Here is a 16,421-nt window from a genome sequence, read left to right as displayed (position 1 = left end):
CGATGAGCCCTCGGTGCGCCTCCCCAGTGGGCCGGGCGGCGTTCTAGCGTCCGGCTGGAGGTGACGGCCATGGTGGGGCGGATAGTTCGCTGGGGGGTTGCGCTGGGATTCGCGGCGGTGTGGTGGTGGGCTGTGCTGCGGATCACCTTCGCCGACGGCGCCGGGGCGCTGGAGGGGACCGTGGCGGCCGGCGGCTGGGGACTGAGCCTGCTGCCGGTGAACTGCGTGCCGAGGAGCCGGGCGGCGGGGGCCCTGGGGCCGGCCCGCTGGCGGACGGCCTGGCGGACCCAGGGGGCTACCAGGGCATCGCGACCCCTCCGTTCGGGCGCAGGATCTGGCCCGTCGTGAACGAGGACGCGTCGGACGCCAGGTAGAGCACGGCGTGCGCGATGTCCGTGGCCTCGCCGACCCGGCCCAGCGGTGACATCCGGGCCATCCTGGCCTCCGTCCGCTGCTGCTCGGCGCTGTCGTCGCGGTCGGTCATGGGGGTGCGGGTCCAGCCGGGGGCGACCGCGTTGACGCGGATGCCCTGGGGGCCGACCTCGTTGGCGAGCGTCCGGGTCAGCTGGACCACGGCCGCCTTGGCCGCGCCGTAGCAGAGCAGGTCGGGGCCGCCGGTGTCGATCGCTCCGGAGGCCATGGTGATGATGCTGCCCCCGGTCCGCCCGGCCAGCATCAGCCGCGCCGCCTCCTGGCAGGCGTACAGCACGCCCTTGAAGTTGACGCCCAGCACCCGGTCGAGGTCCTCGTCCCTGGTCTCCAGGACCGGGCTGCGGTGCATGATCCCGGCGATCGCCGCCATGACGTCCAGTCGCCCGCAGGACCGCACCGCCTCCCCGAGCCGCTCCCGGTCGGTGACGTCGAGTACGTGGGTGCGGGCGGCGCCGCCCCGGTCCTTGACCAGCGCCGCCGTCTCGTGCAGGCCGTCCGGGTCCCGGTCGGCACAGTGCACGGTCGCGCCCGCCTCGGCGAGCAGCACGGCGGACGCCCGGCCGATGCCGCCGGCGGCGCCGGTGACGAACGCGGTGCGTCCGGTGAGGTCGTACGCCTTGAGGGACATGAAAGGACGGTACGAGCGTTTCTGACGGAGCGTCAATCAGTCGTGCGCGGGCGGGTTCCGTGGGCGCGCCGGAAGCCCGGGGCGGGGGCCGGGCCGGTCTGGCAGGTCGGGCACCAGTAGGTGGGGCGTTCACGGGAGCCGTCGCCCTGGTCGGCGAGCCGGATCGGGGTGCGGCAGCGCAGGCAGGGGCGGGGTGCGCGGCCGTAGACGTAGAGGTCGTGGTCGCGCAGGCCGGTGGTGCGGCGGACCACGCGCTCGCGGTTGGCCTCCAGGAGACGCTGGGCGAGGCCGGGGAGGACCGCGGCGCGGTCGGCGGGCAGGGCGCCGACCGGGAGCCAGGGGGTGGCGCCGATCAGAAAGCAGAGCTCGCTCTTGTAGATATTGCCGATCCCGGCGAGGTTGCGCTGGTCCAGCAGGGCCTCGCCGAGCGGGCGGGCGGGGTCCGCGAGGAGGTTGGCGAGGGCGCGGTCGGGGTTCCAGTCGGGGCCCAGCAGGTCGGGGCCGAGGTGGCCCACGGCGCGCTCCTCCTCGCCGGTGCGCAGGATCTCCAGGACCTGCAGGCGGTACCCGACGGCCGCGCGGTCGGCCGTGGCGAGGATCGCCCGGATCTGGTGCGTCGGCCCGCCCCGCCAGCGCTCACCGGTGCCGTAGACCTTCCAGGCGCCCTCCATCCGCAGGTGCGTGTGCAGGGTCAGGCCGCCCTCGAACCGCGAGAGCAGGTGCTTGCCGCGCGCCGTGGTGCCGAGGACCGTACGGCCGCTGAGGTCGACCGTGGCGTACTTGGGCACCCGGAAGTCGCTGCGGACCAGCACCTGCCCGGCGAGCGCGTCGTGCAGGCGCCTCGCGGCCTGCCAGACCGTGTCACCTTCGGGCATGGGTCAAGGGTGGCACGAGAGGGCGGAAGGTGAGGTGCGCACCCTGCGTCACGCCCGCAGGCGCAGGCCGCGCGGGGTCGCGATGAAGCCCGCCGCCTCCAGGAGGGTGCCGAGCGGTGAGGTCAGGGCCGAGGCGCCGTTGACCCGCTCCACCGTCACCGTGCCGAGGGTGCCCGCGCGGGCGGCGGCCGCGAGGGCCTCCGCCGCGGTGCGCAGCCGGGTGTCGTCGGCGGCGGGCGTGTCCGGGGCGGCGGGCCAGGCCAGCAGGGTCTTGCCGCCGCGCTCCATGTAGAGGGTCAGCTCACCGTCGACCAGGACCACCAGCGAGCCGGCCTTGCGGCCCGGTTTGTGTCCGGCTCCGGTCGGGGGCTCGGGCCAGGCGAGGGCGGCGCCGTAGGCGTTCGCCGGGTCGGCGGCGGCGAGGACCACGGCTCTGGGGTCGGGGGCCGCGGGGGTGCGGGTGTGGCGGTTGCCGTAGGCGTAGGGGTTCGGGCCGTAGGGGTTGGCGGAGCTGCCGGGGCTGCCGCCACGGGGGCCGCCGTAGCCGGGCGCGGTGAACGGGTCGGCGGGGGCGAGGTCCTTGGGGGAGACGTAGTCGCCGGGGGCGGCGGACGGCTCCGGCGGCCAGGTGAAGTCGCCGTCCGGGCCGGGGAAGTCGGCCGTGTCGAAGGGGCCGAGGGGGTCGAGGGGGTCGACGGAGTCGGCGGCTGTGCCGTGGCCGCCGCCCGGGCCGGTGAACGCGGGGGCTCCGGGAGGTCCGAAGCCGGTGCCCGGCAGGGTCTCGCCCCGCTCGCGGGCGTTGGACACCGCGCGCAGCCGGTCGACCGCGCCGTCCATGGCGAACTGGGCCGCGCCAAGGCCCTCCACGACGTAGCCCCGGCGCGCCTGGCCGCTGTCCTCGAACGCCGACAGGATCCGGTACACCGCCGAGAAGCCGCCCTCCACACCCTCCGCCGCGACCGCGCCCCGGGTCACCACACCGTGCCGGTCGAGGAGGGTGCGGGCCAGGGCGTGGGCGCGCACGGTGGTGTCCGGCTCGCGCTGCGGCAGCAGCGACCAGCGCCCGGCCACGGTCGGCGGGCCGGTGCGGGAGGCGGTCCGGGCCGCGGCCGTCAGGGAGCCGTAGCGGCCGCGCGGGACGGCGCGCTTGGCGCGGTGGGCGGTGGAGCCCGCGGTACGTCCCGAGCCGAGCAGGGCGCGCATCGGGGCCAGCGTGTCGTTGGTGAGCCGCCCGGACCAGGCCAGGTCCCAGACGGCGTCGGCCAGTTGGGGATCGGTGGCGTCGGGGTGGGTGGTGGCGCGGACCTGGTCGGCGATCTGCCGGAAGAACAGGCCGTAGCCCCCGGAGAGGGCGTCGAGGACGGACTGGTGGAGGGCGGTCAGCTCCAGCGGGTGCGGCGGCGGGAGCAGCACGGGGGCGGCGTCCGCCAGGTACAGGGACACCCAGCCGTCCTTGCCGGGCAGGGCACCCGCGCCGGCCCACACGAGCTCGCCGGCCGCGGTGAGTTCGTCGAGCATCGCGGGCGCGTAGTTCGCCACCCGGGACGGCAGGACCAGCCTCTCCAGCGCCGAGGCCGGTACGGACGCGCCCTGCAACTGCTCCACGGCGCGCACCAGTCCGTCCACGCCGCGCAGCCCGTGCCCCTTGCCGACGTGCTGCCACTGCGGCAGGAACTGGGCGAGCGCGGCCGGTGCCACCGGCTCCAGCTCGTGCCGGAGCGCGGCCAGCGAACGGCGGCGCAACCTGCGCAGCACCGCCGCGTCGCACCACTCCTGGCCGATGCCCGCCGGATGGAACTCGCCCTGCACGACCCGACCGCCCGCGGCGAGCCGCTGCAACGCGCCGTCCGTGACCGCCGCCCCGAGCCCGAAGCGGGCCGCCGCGGTGGCCGACGTGAACGGGCCGTGGGTGCGCGCGTACCGCGCGAGGAGGTCGCCGAGCGGGTCCTTCACCGGCTCGGTGAAGGCCTCGGGGACGCCGACGGGCAGGGCGGTGCCGAGGGCGTCGCGCAGCCGCCCCGCGTCCTCGACCGCCGCCCAGTGCTCGGCGCCGGCGATCCGGACCTTGATGGCCCGCCGGGCGCCCGCCAGCTCCGCGGCCCACTGCGGCTCGGCGCCCCGCTCCGCCAACTCGGCGTCCGTGAGCGGGCCGAGCAGCCGCAGCACGTCGGCGACCCCCTCCGGGTCCTTGATCCGGCGGTCCTCGGCCAGCCACTGCAGCTCGCGCTCCAGCTCGGTCAGCACCTCCGCGTCGAGCAGCTCGCGCAGCTCAGCCTGGCCCAGCAGCTCGGCCAGCAGCCGGGAGTCCAGGGAGAGCGCGGCCGCCCGGCGTTCGGCGAGCGGCGAGTCACCCTCGTACAGGAACTGGGCGACGTAGCCGAAGAGGAGGGAACGGGCGAACGGGGATGGTTCCGGGGTGGTGACCTCGACCAGGCGGACCCTGCGGGATTCGAGGTCGCCCATCAGCTCCACGAGGCCGGGGACGTCGAAGACGTCCTGGAGGCACTCGCGGACCGCCTCCAGGACGATCGGGAACGAACCGAACTCGCTCGCCACCTGCAGCAGCTGGGCGGCGCGCTGGCGCTGCTGCCACAGCGGGGTGCGCTTGCCGGGGTTGCGGCGCGGCAGCAGCAGGGCGCGGGCGGCGCATTCACGGAACCGGGAGGCGAACAGGGCCGAGCCGCCGACCTGGTCGGTGACGATCTGGTCGACCTCGCCCTTGTCGAAGGCGACGTCGGCCGCGCCGACCGGGGCCTGCTCGCTGTCGACCGCCGTGTTCGGAGGCGTACCGGCCGTCACGGGGGCCTGGTCGAGTAGGTCGAGGCCCATCAGGTCGGCGTCGGGCAGCCGCAGCACGATGCCGTCGTCGGCGTGCATGACCTGGGCGTCCATGCCGTACCGCTCGGAGAGCCGGGCACCGAGGGCGAGCGCCCACGGGGCGTGCACCTGGGCGCCGAAGGGGGAGTGCACGACGACCCGCCAGTCGCCCAGCTCGTCCCGGAAGCGCTCGACCACGATCGTCCGGTCGTCGGGGACATGGCCGCAGGCCTCGCGCTGTTCGTCCAGGTACGACAGCACGTTGTCAGCCGCCCAGGCGTCCAGGCCCGCCGTGAGGAGGCGCAGCCGGGCGTCGTCCTTGGACAGCGCGCCGACCTCGCGCAGGAACGCGCCGACCGCACGGCCCAGTTCGAGCGGGCGGCCCAGCTGGTCGCCCTTCCAGAACGGGAGCCGGCCGGGGACGCCGGGGGCGGGGGAGACGAGCACACGGTCGCGGGTGATGTCCTCGATGCGCCAGGAACTGGTGCCCAGAGTGAAGACATCGCCCACCCGGGACTCGTACACCATCTCCTCGTCCAGCTCGCCGACCCGGCCGCCGCCCTTCTTGGGGTCGGCTCCGGCCAGGAAGACACCGAAGAGGCCGCGGTCGGGGATCGTGCCGCCCGAGGTGACGGCCAGCCGCTGGGCGCCGGGGCGGCCGGTGACCGTCCCCGCGACCCGGTCCCAGACCACACGCGGGCGCAGCTCCGCGAACGCGTCCGACGGGTAGCGGCCCGCGAGCATGTCGAGGACCGCGGTGAACGCCGACTCCGGGAGCGACGCGAAGGGGGCCGCACGGCGCACGGTGGCGAGCAGGTCGTCGACCTGCCAGGTGTCCAGCGACACCATCGCGACCAGCTGCTGGGCCAGCACGTCGAGAGGGTTGGCGGGAACCCGCAGGGACTCGATGGAACCGGTGCGCATCCGCTCGGTGACCACGGCCGCCTGCACCAGGTCACCCCGGTACTTGGGGAAGACCACGCCGGTGGAGACCGCGCCGACCTGGTGTCCGGCGCGGCCGACCCGCTGCAGCCCGGAGGCGACCGACGGCGGGGACTCGACCTGGACGACCAGGTCCACCGCACCCATGTCGATCCCCAGTTCGAGACTGGAGGTGGCCACCACCGCGGGCAGCCGGCCCGCCTTCAGGTCCTCCTCGACCAGCGCGCGCTGCTCCTTGGAGACCGAGCCGTGGTGCGCGCGGGCGAGGACCGGTGGGGCGCCCTGGGCCGCGCCCGAGCCGCCCATCAGCTCGGCCGGCGAGTGATGCTCGTCCAGGGGCTCGCCGGTCACCCGCTCGTAGGCGATCTCGTTGAGCCGGTTGCACAGCCGCTCCGCCAGGCGGCGGGAGTTGGCGAACACGATCGTCGAGCGGTGGGCCTGCACCAGGTCGGCGATCCGCTCCTCCACATGCGGCCAGATCGACGGCTTCTCCGCGCCCTCGCTGCCGTCGGCGGCCGGGGAGCCGCCCAGCTCTCCCATGTCCTCCACCGGGACGACGACGGAGAGGTCGAACTCCTTGCCGGACTTCGGCTGGACGATCTCCACCTTGCGGTGGGGCGAGAGATAGCGCGCCACCTCGTCGACCGGGCGGACGGTCGCCGACAGGCCGATCCGGCGGGCCGGCCTGGGCAGCAGCTCGTCCAGCCGCTCCAGGGAGAGCGCGAGGTGCGCGCCGCGCTTGGTGCCGGCGACCGCGTGCACCTCGTCCAGGATCACCGTCTCGATACCGGTCAGCGCGTCGCGCGTGGCCGACGTCAGCATCAGGAACAGGGACTCCGGGGTGGTGATCAGGATGTCCGGCGGACGGGTGGACAGGGCGCGGCGCTCGGCGGCCGGGGTGTCGCCGGAGCGGATGCCGACCCGCACCTCCGGCTCGGGCAGGCCCAGGCGTACGGACTCCTGGCGGATGCCGGTCAGGGGGCTGCGCAGGTTCCGCTCGACGTCGACCGCGAGGGCCTTGAGCGGTGACACGTAGAGCACGCGGCAGCGTTTCCTCGGGTCGGCCGGGGGTGGGGTGGCGGTCAGCTGGTCCAGGGCGGCGAGGAAGGCGGCCAGTGTCTTGCCGGAGCCGGTCGGGGCGACCACCAGCACGTCCGAGCCCGCGCCGATGGCCTGCCACGCGCCCGCCTGGGCCGCGGTGGGCGCGGAGAACGCCCCCGTGAACCAGCCGCGGGTCGCGGGGGAGAAGCCGTCGAGGGCCCGGTGTGCGGATTTCGCCATGGGTCCATCCTGCACCTGGCCACTGACAGCCGGGGCCGAGCGGCCTCGGCTTCGCCTTCGGCAGCCGTGTTCCCGCCCGCACCACCTGTGACGGTCTCGTGGTCGGGTGCGGGTGGCCCCCTGCGGGGCGGATTCGCCGTCGGCGGCCGCGCGCGGAGGAGGGCGACGAAACGGCCGAAGGCGAAGGGGCGGGCGGGGGTGGGGTGGTGGGACGGCGGTCGAGGGGGAGTCGGCTGGGTGGGGTGGTGGCCGTGGTGGTGACGGCAGAGCTGAGGGCCGTCACCGGCTGAGACTTCCCACACCCGGTCTCGCGCAGTTGCCGGTCACCCCACGAAGCGGCCGTACGCCCTGAGCGTGAGCAGGGCCTCGATGGTCACCCTGGGGCGGGCCTCCAGGGCGGCGGCCGGCGCCCACTGAGCGCGGCGGACCGGCCAGCCGCCGTCCGGCTCCTGTCCGGCGGTGAGGAAGTCGAGCGAGCGGGCCATCTCCTCGTCGGTGAACCACGCGCGCGCGAGCGAGTCCGGGGACTTCGCGAAGTCGTACGGGAAGTGGTGCTCACCCGGGGCGTAGCCGGGGGCGACCGGGTACGCGTCGAGGCGCTCGGGGTCCAGCGCGGCCAGGCGGTGCTCGCGCACCAGGCGGCCCAGCCGGTCGGCGGCCGCCTCCGCGCGCGAGCGGTCGGGCACCGTGTCCAGGAAGGCGACCGCGGCCTCGATCTCGCAGGGGTGCGACTTCTCCAGGTCCTCGATGGCCTGCCAGCAGAAGTCGGTGGCCCGGAACAGCCACGCGTGCCACACCTCGTTGCGGTGCAGCAGCCCCACCACCGGACCGGTGGCGAGAAGCTCGCTGGGCGGGTCGTCGACGACCGGGACGAACGGCGCCGCCGGGTAGCCGCGTCGGCCGGGGCGGACCGTCGGCAGCGCCCCGTCCGCGGTGGAGACCGCCGTCAGATAGCGGCACACGCGCTCCACCCGCTGCCCGCCGCACCGCCCGATGGCGTCCAGGACGCGCAGCGCGTGCCCGGTGTGCAGCGGCTGGCTCACCGGACCGCGCAGATCGGGCTCCAGCGCGTATCCGTAGCCGCCGTCCTCGTTGCGGTAGGCGTCCAGAGCGGTCTCCACCGGATCGGGGTCGCCGTTCAGGAAGTGGTACGCGAAGAGACGCTGCTCCAGCACGCGGGCGGTGAGCCACACGAACCGTTCGGCGCGGAAGAGCGGGGAGTGCGCCGGGAGCGCAGGGGGGAGTGGGGAAGCTCCGGTTTCGGCCATGCGCAAGACCGTAGGGCGGAAAGCGGTCTCGGCAGGCGCTCCCGGGCAGGGCCCACTCTCAGGGGCGGGATACTGGTTTCATGCGGTTGACGGTTTTCTGGCAGCGGATGGCGGAACACTTCGGTTCCGGGTACGCCGACACCTTCGCGCGCGATCACGTGATGACGGAGCTCGGCGGGCTGACGGTGCACGAGGCGCTGGACGCCGGCTGGGAGGCCAAGGACGTGTGGCGCGTGGTCTGCGCGGTCATGAACGTTCCGGGTGAGAGGCGCTGACCGTGCGCGAAGACCGGAGACGGGCCACGGGTTGTCAGTGGCATGGGCGAGACTTGCACCGTGGTATCCACTGACGAGGACGGGCTGACCGCCCAGGACGCATCCCCGGCCGGCACAACCGACACGACGCCGCACGCCGGATCACCGGCCGCCGGCGCCGCGGCACCGGGCGCCCGCATGCCGCGCTGGCTGCCGCGCGCCATGGTGCTGGCACTCGCCCTCGTCGCGGCCTTCCAGCTGGGCAGCTGGGCCTTCCACCAGCTCACCGGACTGCTGATCAACATCCTCATCGCGTTCTTCCTGGCGCTCGCCATAGAGCCCGCGGTGAGCTGGATGGCCTCCCGCGGCATGCGCCGCGGGTTCGCGACCTTCCTGGTCTTCCTCGGTCTGGCGATCGCCACCGCGGGGTTCATCACCCTGCTCGGCTCGATGCTGGCCGGACAGATCATCAAGATCGTCGAGGACTTCCCCGACTACCTCGACTCGGTCATCAACTGGGTCAACCACAGCTTCCACACCGAACTGAAGCGGGTCGACGTCCAGGAGGGCCTGCTGCACTCCGACTGGCTGCGCAAGTACGCGCAGAACAGCGCGGCCGGTGCGCTCGACGTGTCCGGACAGGTGCTCGGCGGCCTCTTCCAGCTGCTGACGATCACGCTGTTCGCCTTCTACTTCGCCGCCGACGGCCCCCGGCTGCGCCGCACCCTGTGCTCCGTGCTGCCGCCCGCCCGCCAGACCGAGGTGCTGCGCGCCTGGGAGATCGCCGTCGACAAGACCGGCGGCTACCTGTACTCGCGCGGTGTGATGGCGCTGATCTCCGGAATCGCGCACTACATCCTGCTGGAGGCCCTCGGCGTGCCGTACGCGCCCGTGCTGGGCGTATGGGTCGGGCTGGTCTCGCAGTTCATCCCCACCATCGGCACCTATCTGGCGGGTGCGCTGCCGATGCTGATCGCGTTCACCGTCAACCCGCTGTACGCGGTGTGGGTGCTGGTGTTCGTCGTGATCTACCAGCAGTTCGAGAACTACATGCTGCAGCCCAAGCTGACCTCCAAGTCGGTCGACATCCATCCGGCGGTCGCCTTCGGCTCGGTCATCGCGGGCACCGCGCTCCTAGGCGCGGTCGGCGCGCTGATCGCCATCCCGGCGGTCGCCACGCTCCAGGCGTTCCTGAGCGCCTATGTGAAGCGGTACGACGTCACGGACGACCCCCGGGTGCAGGGCCACCGCCGGCGGAGCACGGGCGGCCCCGGGCTGCGCACGCGCGCGCGGCGCCTGACACAGCGCCTGATATGGCAGCGGCCGGCCGAGGAACCGGAGTCCGAGGGGAGCTCGGCCTGACCGCCGCCGCGGTCAGTAGGTGAGAGCCGCCCACACCCCGGCGAGGGCGACGGCCACCGCGTAACAGCCCACCCCCGCGGCGACGACCCGCCACCGATTCCGCTCGCTCCACCTGGTGCGGGACAGCAGCCACGCCAGGGCCGGCAGGACCAGCACCGCATGCAGGCTGACCGCGTGCAGCGGCTTGAGCGGGGCCGTCGAGTCGTACGCCGCCTCCTGGTGGCCGGTCCGGACGAGCACCACCCCGCGCGCGATCATCGCCGCCCCCGAGGCCAGCGCCACCAGCAGGACCGCGAACCCGGAGCGCACCGCGAGCGCCATGCCCACGGGACCGGCCGGCCGGTGCCGGAAGGTCGCCACCGCGAAGACGGTGAGCAGCACCACCAGGACCCCGCCGCCCACCGCGAGCATCATGGACACCGCGGTGTCGAAGGGCGTCTCCATGTCGAGGTGCGAGGGCACCCGACGCCAGGCCTGCAGGGTGATCCCACCGACCTCCACCACACAGTCGGCGGCGAACACGAGCAGCAGGACGCTCCGCAGCCGCTCCCCGACCCGCAGGTAGGAGGTGACCCAGGTGACCGCCATCAGCGTCAGCCCGAAGGAGAGCCCGAAAGTGACGGGCTTGCGCCAGGAGACCGGCCCGTACCAGGGGCCGCCGTCGACCGCGAACACCACCAGATGCGCCAGGCCGGAGAGGACGAGGAGTACGCCGGTCGCGTGACAGAGGCGCTCGGCGGGGCGTACCCGGGCCAGGACCCCGGCCGGCGTGTTCGCCGGTGGCCCATGGGGCGGACTCTGCAGGGAGGAGGACATGCGCCCAGCCTCCCGGCGCCCGTCCGCCCGGTCGTCGTCCGGCCGAAGACACCCGCCGTACGCCTCGCGGAGTAGAGGACGCCGGGGCGATCAGGAGACCGTGGCGGCCGGCGGGGTCCACCGCCGGGTGCGCGGGACCGTGCCCGCGACGCCGTAGTCCTTCTTCAGGTGCTCGGGGATGGCGTAGTGCATGACGCGGCCACGGGTGAGCGAGGACAGTTCGAGGGCGGTGGTGAGGTGGCCGAGGCGGTCCAGGGCCCAGGCGCCCAGCGGGGAGCGGTCCTCGATGGTCTCCAGGACGCCGAGGAGGTGCGGTACGGCCTTGACGACGGTGTCCCACGGGGTGCGCGGCACCTCCAGCCAGTCGGCGCAGGTGTCGCCGACCAGGTGGCGGATCAGGGCGGAGACGATCGGGTCGAAGAAGGTGCCGGGGACCACCTCCTCGTACAGGTCGATGAGCTGCCGGGTCAGGACCGCGCCCTCCTCGGAGGGACCCATGTGCCGGACCATGTACAGGTCGAGGAAGGCGCGTGCCTCTTCGAGGGTCTTCGGGACGGCCTCCTGGTCGACGCCGAGCATGGCGCCCACCACCCGCCACGCGTAGTAGTACGCCTCGGCGCCCTCCGTGGACAGGTGGATGCCCAGCCGGTGCAGGCTGTCGAGGACCAGCATGGAGAAGAACATCTGGCCGCCGATCATGTCCTCCTGGCAGATCGGCGTGCCCAGCGTCTCGGTGTCCCAGCGGTTCTCGCGCTTGAGGTGGTGCCGGATCGAGGCGTGCAGCAGACGTACCTTCTGGGCGGCCGGGACGAAGCGGCTGCCGGCCTCGAAGGCGTCGGGGCGCATGAGGTAGACGGTGAACTGACCGGTCTCCGCCATGCGCTTGGACGGGTACTTCAGCCCGTGGGTGGCCGACAGCAGCCGCGCCACGCGCGGGACGACGTAACAGGCGGGCATGGCGGCGAAGGAGAGCGCGGTCGAGATGTGCACGTTGTTGTCGATGAAGAACAGCCGGGCCTTCTCCATCTCGCCCCAGTCCACCCAGGACGGCGGCACCCGGGTGGCCTCCAGGTACTCCCGCGCCACGTCGGGCAGCCCGTCCGGCAGGGGGGCGCCGGCGGTGGAGACATAGCGCATCAGGGTGTTGAAGGTGCCCACCTCCCCGCGCTCGAAGAGTGCGGCGACCGTGGCGTCGGCGAGTTCGTCACCGGCGTGCCGCAGGGTGTCCAGCGAGGCCTCGGTGTGGATCACGGCAGGGCTCCTTGTCGTCGCGGGTCGTCGCGGGTCGTGCGGGTGGCGCGGTTGGCGTGGGTGGCGTGGGTCCGCCACAGGCGTCGCGGGTGGGGTCCGGGGCGGGTCAGGACAGGCGGGTCGCGGCCGAGTGGGCCAGCGCGGTCAGGGCGCCGGCGGCGGGGGCCGGCGCGTTCAGTCCGTGGAGGGCGTCGAGCGCTTCCGCGACCCGCGCGCCGATCATGTGCTCGATCCGGTCGGGTGCCCCGAGCCGGCACATCACCTCGCGGACCGCGTCCAGGCCGTCCGCGTCCAGGTCACGGCGGCCGAGCAGCGCGCCCAGCCGCTCCCGGTCGTCGGCACGGGCGAGGCGCCAGGTCTCCGCGAGCAGGGCGGTGGGCCGGTGGCCGCGCACGTCGTCGGCGTTGGCCTTGCCGGTGTGCTCCGGTGCCCCGAACAGGCCGAGCAGGTCGTCGCGGAGCTGGAAGGCCTCGCCCAGCGGCAGTCCGTAGGCGGAGTACCCCTCGCGCAGCCGCTCGCCGGCCCCGGCCAGGGCGCCGCCGATCAACAAGGGCTGCTCGACGGTGTACTTGGCGGTCTTGTAGCGGATCACCTTCAGCGAGGCCGTGGTGTCCGGACCGGCTCCGGTGCGCAGGATCTCCAGGCACTCGCCCGCGATCAGCTCCCTGGCCAGCACCGACCACAGGGGGCGGGCCCGGGCGAGGTAGGCGGCGGGCAGCCCGCAGGTCGCGAACAGCTGCCCGGCCAGTGACATCAGCAGATCGCCCACGAGCATCGCCAGCGACCGCGCGGTGTCGTCGGCGCGCGGACGGTCCTGTACGGCGGCACGCAGGGCGATGTGCGGGGTGGGGCGGCCGTGCCGCAGGGGGCTGTCGTCGATGAGGTCGTCGTGGACGACGGCGGCGGCGTGCACCAGTTCCATGGAGGCCGCCGCCCGCACCAGCGCGTCGCTGTCCGGCTGGCCCGCCGCACGCCAGCCCCAGTAGCAGAACGCCGCCCGCAGCCGTTTGCCGTTCGCGGCCGCCCCCTCCAGCTGCTCCGCCACCGGGGCCAGCAGCGGGTCGACCGCCGTGAACAGGTCGGCCTCCTCGGCGACGAACCGGCGTAACACCTCGTCGACGCGGTTCTTGAAGGCGGGCGGATCCCAGCGGTCAGTCATCGCCGGCGGTCCGCCGGGCCAGGGCGTGCCGGGCGAGGATCTCCAGATGGGCCGGGGGCACGGCCGCGTACCGGTCCAGGACCAGGCGCCCCCGTGCGGTGAGGTCGTGCTCGGCCTCGGCCGCCAGCGCGCCGGCGTCCGATCGGCGCAGCAGCCCCCGTAGCGTCCCGAAGGCGGTGCCCACCGTGCTCACCGCCAGGTCGGCCAGTCCCGCCGCCAGCAGCACGGCCTGCTCGTCCAGACCGCGTCGTTCCGTTTCACGTGTCATGCGCTCTCCCACCCACGGCACCCAGGGGCGGCGCTCTCCTCGGCCGCCTCTTCGAGCATCGCGGCACGATGGGCGCGGGCAGGCGGGAACTCACGATCGGGTGAACGCCTCGCCGGGTGGTGCGGGGCTCCGTGGTGCGGTTCCGCTTCCGGCTGCCGCCCCCGGCGTGCCGCGAGCTCCGGCACGCGTGCCGCGTACGCGCCCGGAGGCCGTGGGGCAGCGGCGGAGGGGCAGCGGGGGGAGGGGGAGGAGGGGGAGGAGGGGGAGGAGGAGGAGGGAGCGGCGAGGAGTGGGTGAGGAGTCGGCGAGGAGCGGGTGAGCGGTGGGTGAGCACCCTGCGGGGAAGTGGCGGGAGCACCGCGTGGTGCGCTTGACACGAAAATCGAACATCCATTCTTATGGAGGCTCCGGAACGGCTCACGGTGGGGATCTCAGCGGCGATTCGGCGCGGTTTCGGCGGATATGTCCCCGAGTTGTCCACAGGTCGAACCGGCGTCGGGGCGCATTGTCAGTGGCAGGCGTTAGCGTCTTTGACGTGAAGCGATCGACTCAAGCAAACCGGGTGGAACCCATGGCAGGAACCGACCGCGAGAAGGCGCTCGACGCCGCGCTCGCACAGATTGAACGGCAATTCGGCAAGGGCGCGGTCATGCGCATGGGCGACCGGACGAAGGAGCCCATCGAGGTCATCTCGACCGGGTCGACCGCGCTCGACGTCGCCCTCGGTGTCGGTGGCCTGCCGCGCGGCCGCGTCGTGGAGATCTATGGCCCGGAGTCCTCCGGCAAGACGACCCTGACCCTGCACGCCGTGGCCAACGCGCAGAAGGCGGGCGGCCAGGTCGCGTTCGTGGACGCGGAGCACGCCCTCGACCCCGAGTACGCGCAGAAGCTCGGCGTCGACATCGACAACCTGATCCTCTCCCAGCCGGACAACGGCGAGCAGGCCCTGGAGATCGTGGACATGCTGGTCCGCTCCGGCGCCCTCGACCTCATCGTCATCGACTCCGTCGCCGCGCTCGTCCCGCGCGCGGAGATCGAGGGCGAGATGGGTGACAGTCACGTCGGTCTCCAGGCCCGTCTGATGAGCCAGGCGCTGCGGAAGATCACCAGTGCGCTCAACCAGTCCAAGACCACCGCGATCTTCATCAACCAGCTGCGCGAGAAGATCGGCGTGATGTTCGGCTCCCCGGAGACCACGACCGGTGGCCGCGCGCTGAAGTTCTACGCCTCGGTGCGACTCGACATCCGCCGCATCGAGACCCTGAAGGACGGCACCGAGGCAGTCGGCAACCGCACCCGGGTCAAGGTCGTCAAGAACAAGGTGGCTCCGCCCTTCAAGCAGGCCGAGTTCGACATCCTCTACGGCCAGGGCATCAGCCGCGAGGGCGGCCTGATCGACATGGGCGTGGAGAACGGCTTCGTCCGCAAGGCCGGCGCCTGGTACACGTACGAGGGCGACCAGCTGGGGCAGGGCAAGGAGAACGCGCGCAACTTCCTCAAGGACAACCCCGACCTGGCCAACGAGATCGAGAAGAAGATCAAGGAGAAGCTGGGCGTCGGCGTCCGTCCGGAGCAGCCCGCCGCCGAGCCGGGCGCGGACGCGGCGGTCACCGCCGCGGCGGCCACGGACGACGCGGCGAAGACGGTACCGGCCCCGGCCGCCGCCAAGGTCACCAAGCCCAAGGCCGCCACCGCCAAGAGCTGACGCCGTGACACGACGAACCGACTGGGCCGACCATGAGTACGCGTTCCCCGGTGTCCCCCGGGGGAGGGGCACCGGGGGCGACCCGGGCTCCGCCGGGGACGGTGACGAGGCCTACGGCACGGTCGGCGCCGACAAAGGGGGATACGGCAGGGACGGCACGTACGGCGACGGCCCGGACAGGCCCCGCGGGCACGGGTCACCCGGCCGTGGCTCGCGGAAGCCCGGGACGCGCCGCCGGCTTGGTTTCGGGGAGCCGTCCGGTGAGGACGGGGGTTCCTCCTCCTCGTCGAGGGCCGAGCAGGGGGAACCTCCAGCGGACCCGGCTGAGCGGGCGCGGGCGATCTGTCTGCGCCTGCTCACCGGGACCCCGCGCACCCGGAAGCAGCTCGCGGACGCCCTGCACAAGCGGGAGATCCCGGACGACGTCGTCGAGGAGGTGCTGTCCCGGTTCGAGGAGGTCGGGCTGATCAACGACAGTGCGTTCGCCGACGCCTGGGTGGAGTCCCGCCACCATGGCCGGGGACTGGCCCGGCGCGCGCTCGCCCAGGAACTGCGCACCAAGGGCGTCGACCCGGCGCTCATCGACGAGGCCGTCGCCCGGCTCGACTCCGAGCAGGAGGAGGAGACGGCCCGCGACCTCGTCGCCCGCAAACTCCGCTCCACCCGAGGCCTCGACCGCGACAAGCGGATCCGCCGCCTCGCCGGCATGCTCGCCCGCAAGGGGTACTCCGAGGGCATGGCCCTCCGGGTCGTCCGGCGGGCGCTGGAGGAAGAGGGCGAGGACACGGAGTTCCTGGAGAGCGGGGACTTCTGACGGGGCGACAGCCGCCACGGGAGTGGGGTTGACCTTCCGTCAGGACACCGGACCACCGCAGTGCCCCGGGCCCTGCGTGTCGACGACGGTGTACGTCATGACGCTGCTGCGCTACGCCCTCAAGACCGTCCGTGCCTGTAAGGCCGGTTTCCTCGGCGCCTTCCTCGCCCTGCTCTGCGCGGCCGCCCTGATCACGGCCTGCGGCACCCTCCTCGACACCGGCCCGCGCGGCACGATCCGCGCCGAGCGCTACGCGGCGACCCCGGTCGTGGTCTCCGCCGACCAGTACGTCCGCCGGACCACGGTCAAGCACCAGCACGGCAAGACCAAGGTCAAGCGCAAGGCGGAACCCATCGCCGAACGCGCCTGGCTGCCGGCCGACTTGGAGGCCGGACTCGCCCGTACGCCCGGTGCCGCCCGGGCGCGCGGCTCAGGCCGGCCGGTGCCACCCGCCGCCAGGTGCTTCGGATGCTGCGCACCGAGGTGCTGTCCGTGCTGACACTCGCCACGGCGCTGCTGCGCGTTCGACTCGACCCAGGCGAGCGGCGA

At 73.6% G+C, this 16,421-nt stretch carries 13 protein-coding genes and 1 pseudogene; 6 read left to right on the top strand and 8 right to left on the bottom strand.

Going from position 1 to position 16,421, the window contains the following annotated elements; translation table 11 throughout:
- Positions 1-69: 69 nt before the first annotated feature.
- Complete coding sequence (locus AB0472_RS25360) at positions 70-348, top strand: hypothetical protein (protein WP_366359245.1); 279 nt, start codon at positions 70-72, stop codon at positions 346-348.
- On the opposite strand, the gene AB0472_RS25355 is transcribed toward AB0472_RS25360, so the two are convergent.
- The 4 genes from AB0472_RS25355 to AB0472_RS25340 all read right to left on the bottom strand — a co-directional run bounded on the left by AB0472_RS25355 (position 296) and on the right by AB0472_RS25340 (position 8,243).
- On the bottom strand, positions 296-1,060 hold the full coding sequence (locus AB0472_RS25355; protein WP_366359243.1) for an SDR family oxidoreductase: 765 nt from the start codon (positions 1,058-1,060) through the stop codon (positions 296-298). The genes AB0472_RS25360 and AB0472_RS25355 overlap by 53 nt on opposite strands.
- A gap of 32 nt (positions 1,061-1,092) precedes the next feature.
- The gene (locus AB0472_RS25350) at positions 1,093-1,935 is read right to left on the bottom strand and encodes a DNA-formamidopyrimidine glycosylase family protein (protein ID WP_366359241.1); all 843 of its coding nucleotides are present in this window, start codon (positions 1,933-1,935) and stop codon (positions 1,093-1,095) included.
- A gap of 48 nt (positions 1,936-1,983) precedes the next feature.
- Positions 1,984-6,975 (bottom strand): ATP-dependent helicase, encoded by a 4,992-nt coding sequence (locus AB0472_RS25345; protein ID WP_366359239.1) that lies wholly within the window; start codon positions 6,973-6,975, stop codon positions 1,984-1,986.
- Positions 6,976-7,298: 323 nt separating this feature from the next.
- On the bottom strand, positions 7,299-8,243 hold the full coding sequence (locus AB0472_RS25340; protein ID WP_366359237.1) for a hypothetical protein: 945 nt from the start codon (positions 8,241-8,243) through the stop codon (positions 7,299-7,301).
- Between the two features lie 80 nt (positions 8,244-8,323).
- Between AB0472_RS25340 and AB0472_RS25335 the strand changes: the two genes are divergently transcribed.
- Positions 8,324-8,518, top strand: a complete 195-nt coding sequence (locus AB0472_RS25335; protein ID WP_351484938.1) for a DUF3046 domain-containing protein — start codon at positions 8,324-8,326, stop codon at positions 8,516-8,518.
- A 60-nt stretch (positions 8,519-8,578) separates the two neighbouring features.
- Positions 8,579-9,859 (top strand): AI-2E family transporter, encoded by a 1,281-nt coding sequence (locus AB0472_RS25330; RefSeq protein WP_366359234.1) that lies wholly within the window; start codon positions 8,579-8,581, stop codon positions 9,857-9,859.
- A 12-nt stretch (positions 9,860-9,871) separates the two neighbouring features.
- Here AB0472_RS25330 and AB0472_RS25325 read toward each other — a convergent pair whose 3' ends face one another.
- The 4 genes from AB0472_RS25325 to AB0472_RS25310 all read right to left on the bottom strand — a co-directional run bounded on the left by AB0472_RS25325 (position 9,872) and on the right by AB0472_RS25310 (position 13,353).
- On the bottom strand, positions 9,872-10,675 hold the full coding sequence (locus tag AB0472_RS25325; RefSeq protein WP_366359233.1) for a hypothetical protein: 804 nt from the start codon (positions 10,673-10,675) through the stop codon (positions 9,872-9,874).
- Between the two features lie 90 nt (positions 10,676-10,765).
- Positions 10,766-11,926 (bottom strand): oxygenase MpaB family protein, encoded by a 1,161-nt coding sequence (locus AB0472_RS25320; protein ID WP_366359231.1) that lies wholly within the window; start codon positions 11,924-11,926, stop codon positions 10,766-10,768.
- A gap of 106 nt (positions 11,927-12,032) precedes the next feature.
- Entirely contained in the window at positions 12,033-13,085 is a 1,053-nt protein-coding gene (locus AB0472_RS25315; protein WP_366359229.1) for a polyprenyl synthetase family protein, read from the bottom strand.
- On the bottom strand, positions 13,078-13,353 hold the full coding sequence (locus tag AB0472_RS25310; protein ID WP_366359227.1) for a polyprenyl synthetase: 276 nt from the start codon (positions 13,351-13,353) through the stop codon (positions 13,078-13,080). Before AB0472_RS25310 ends, AB0472_RS25315 begins: the two co-directional genes overlap by 8 nt.
- Before the next feature lie 571 nt (positions 13,354-13,924).
- Between AB0472_RS25310 and recA the strand changes: the two genes are divergently transcribed.
- From recA to AB0472_RS25295, 3 genes and pseudogenes are all read left to right on the top strand, one after another.
- Positions 13,925-15,058: a recombinase RecA gene (recA, locus tag AB0472_RS25305; protein WP_366359225.1), complete on the top strand. Its 1,134-nt coding sequence runs from the start codon at positions 13,925-13,927 to the stop codon at positions 15,056-15,058.
- Between the two features lie 4 nt (positions 15,059-15,062).
- Positions 15,063-15,872 (top strand): recombination regulator RecX, encoded by an 810-nt coding sequence (gene recX, locus AB0472_RS25300; RefSeq protein WP_366359223.1) that lies wholly within the window; start codon positions 15,063-15,065, stop codon positions 15,870-15,872.
- Positions 15,873-15,969: 97 nt separating this feature from the next.
- Positions 15,970-16,251: pseudogene (locus AB0472_RS25295) on the top strand (ABC transporter permease); the annotation flags it as partial.
- Between the last annotated feature and the right edge of the window lie 170 nt (positions 16,252-16,421).

Source organism: Streptomyces sp. NPDC086777 (assembly GCF_040702065.1).
GTDB lineage: Bacteria > Actinomycetota > Actinomycetes > Streptomycetales > Streptomycetaceae > Streptomyces.
Note: the sequence above shows the minus strand (reverse complement) of the source record. Positions and strands in the feature narration are given on the sequence as shown.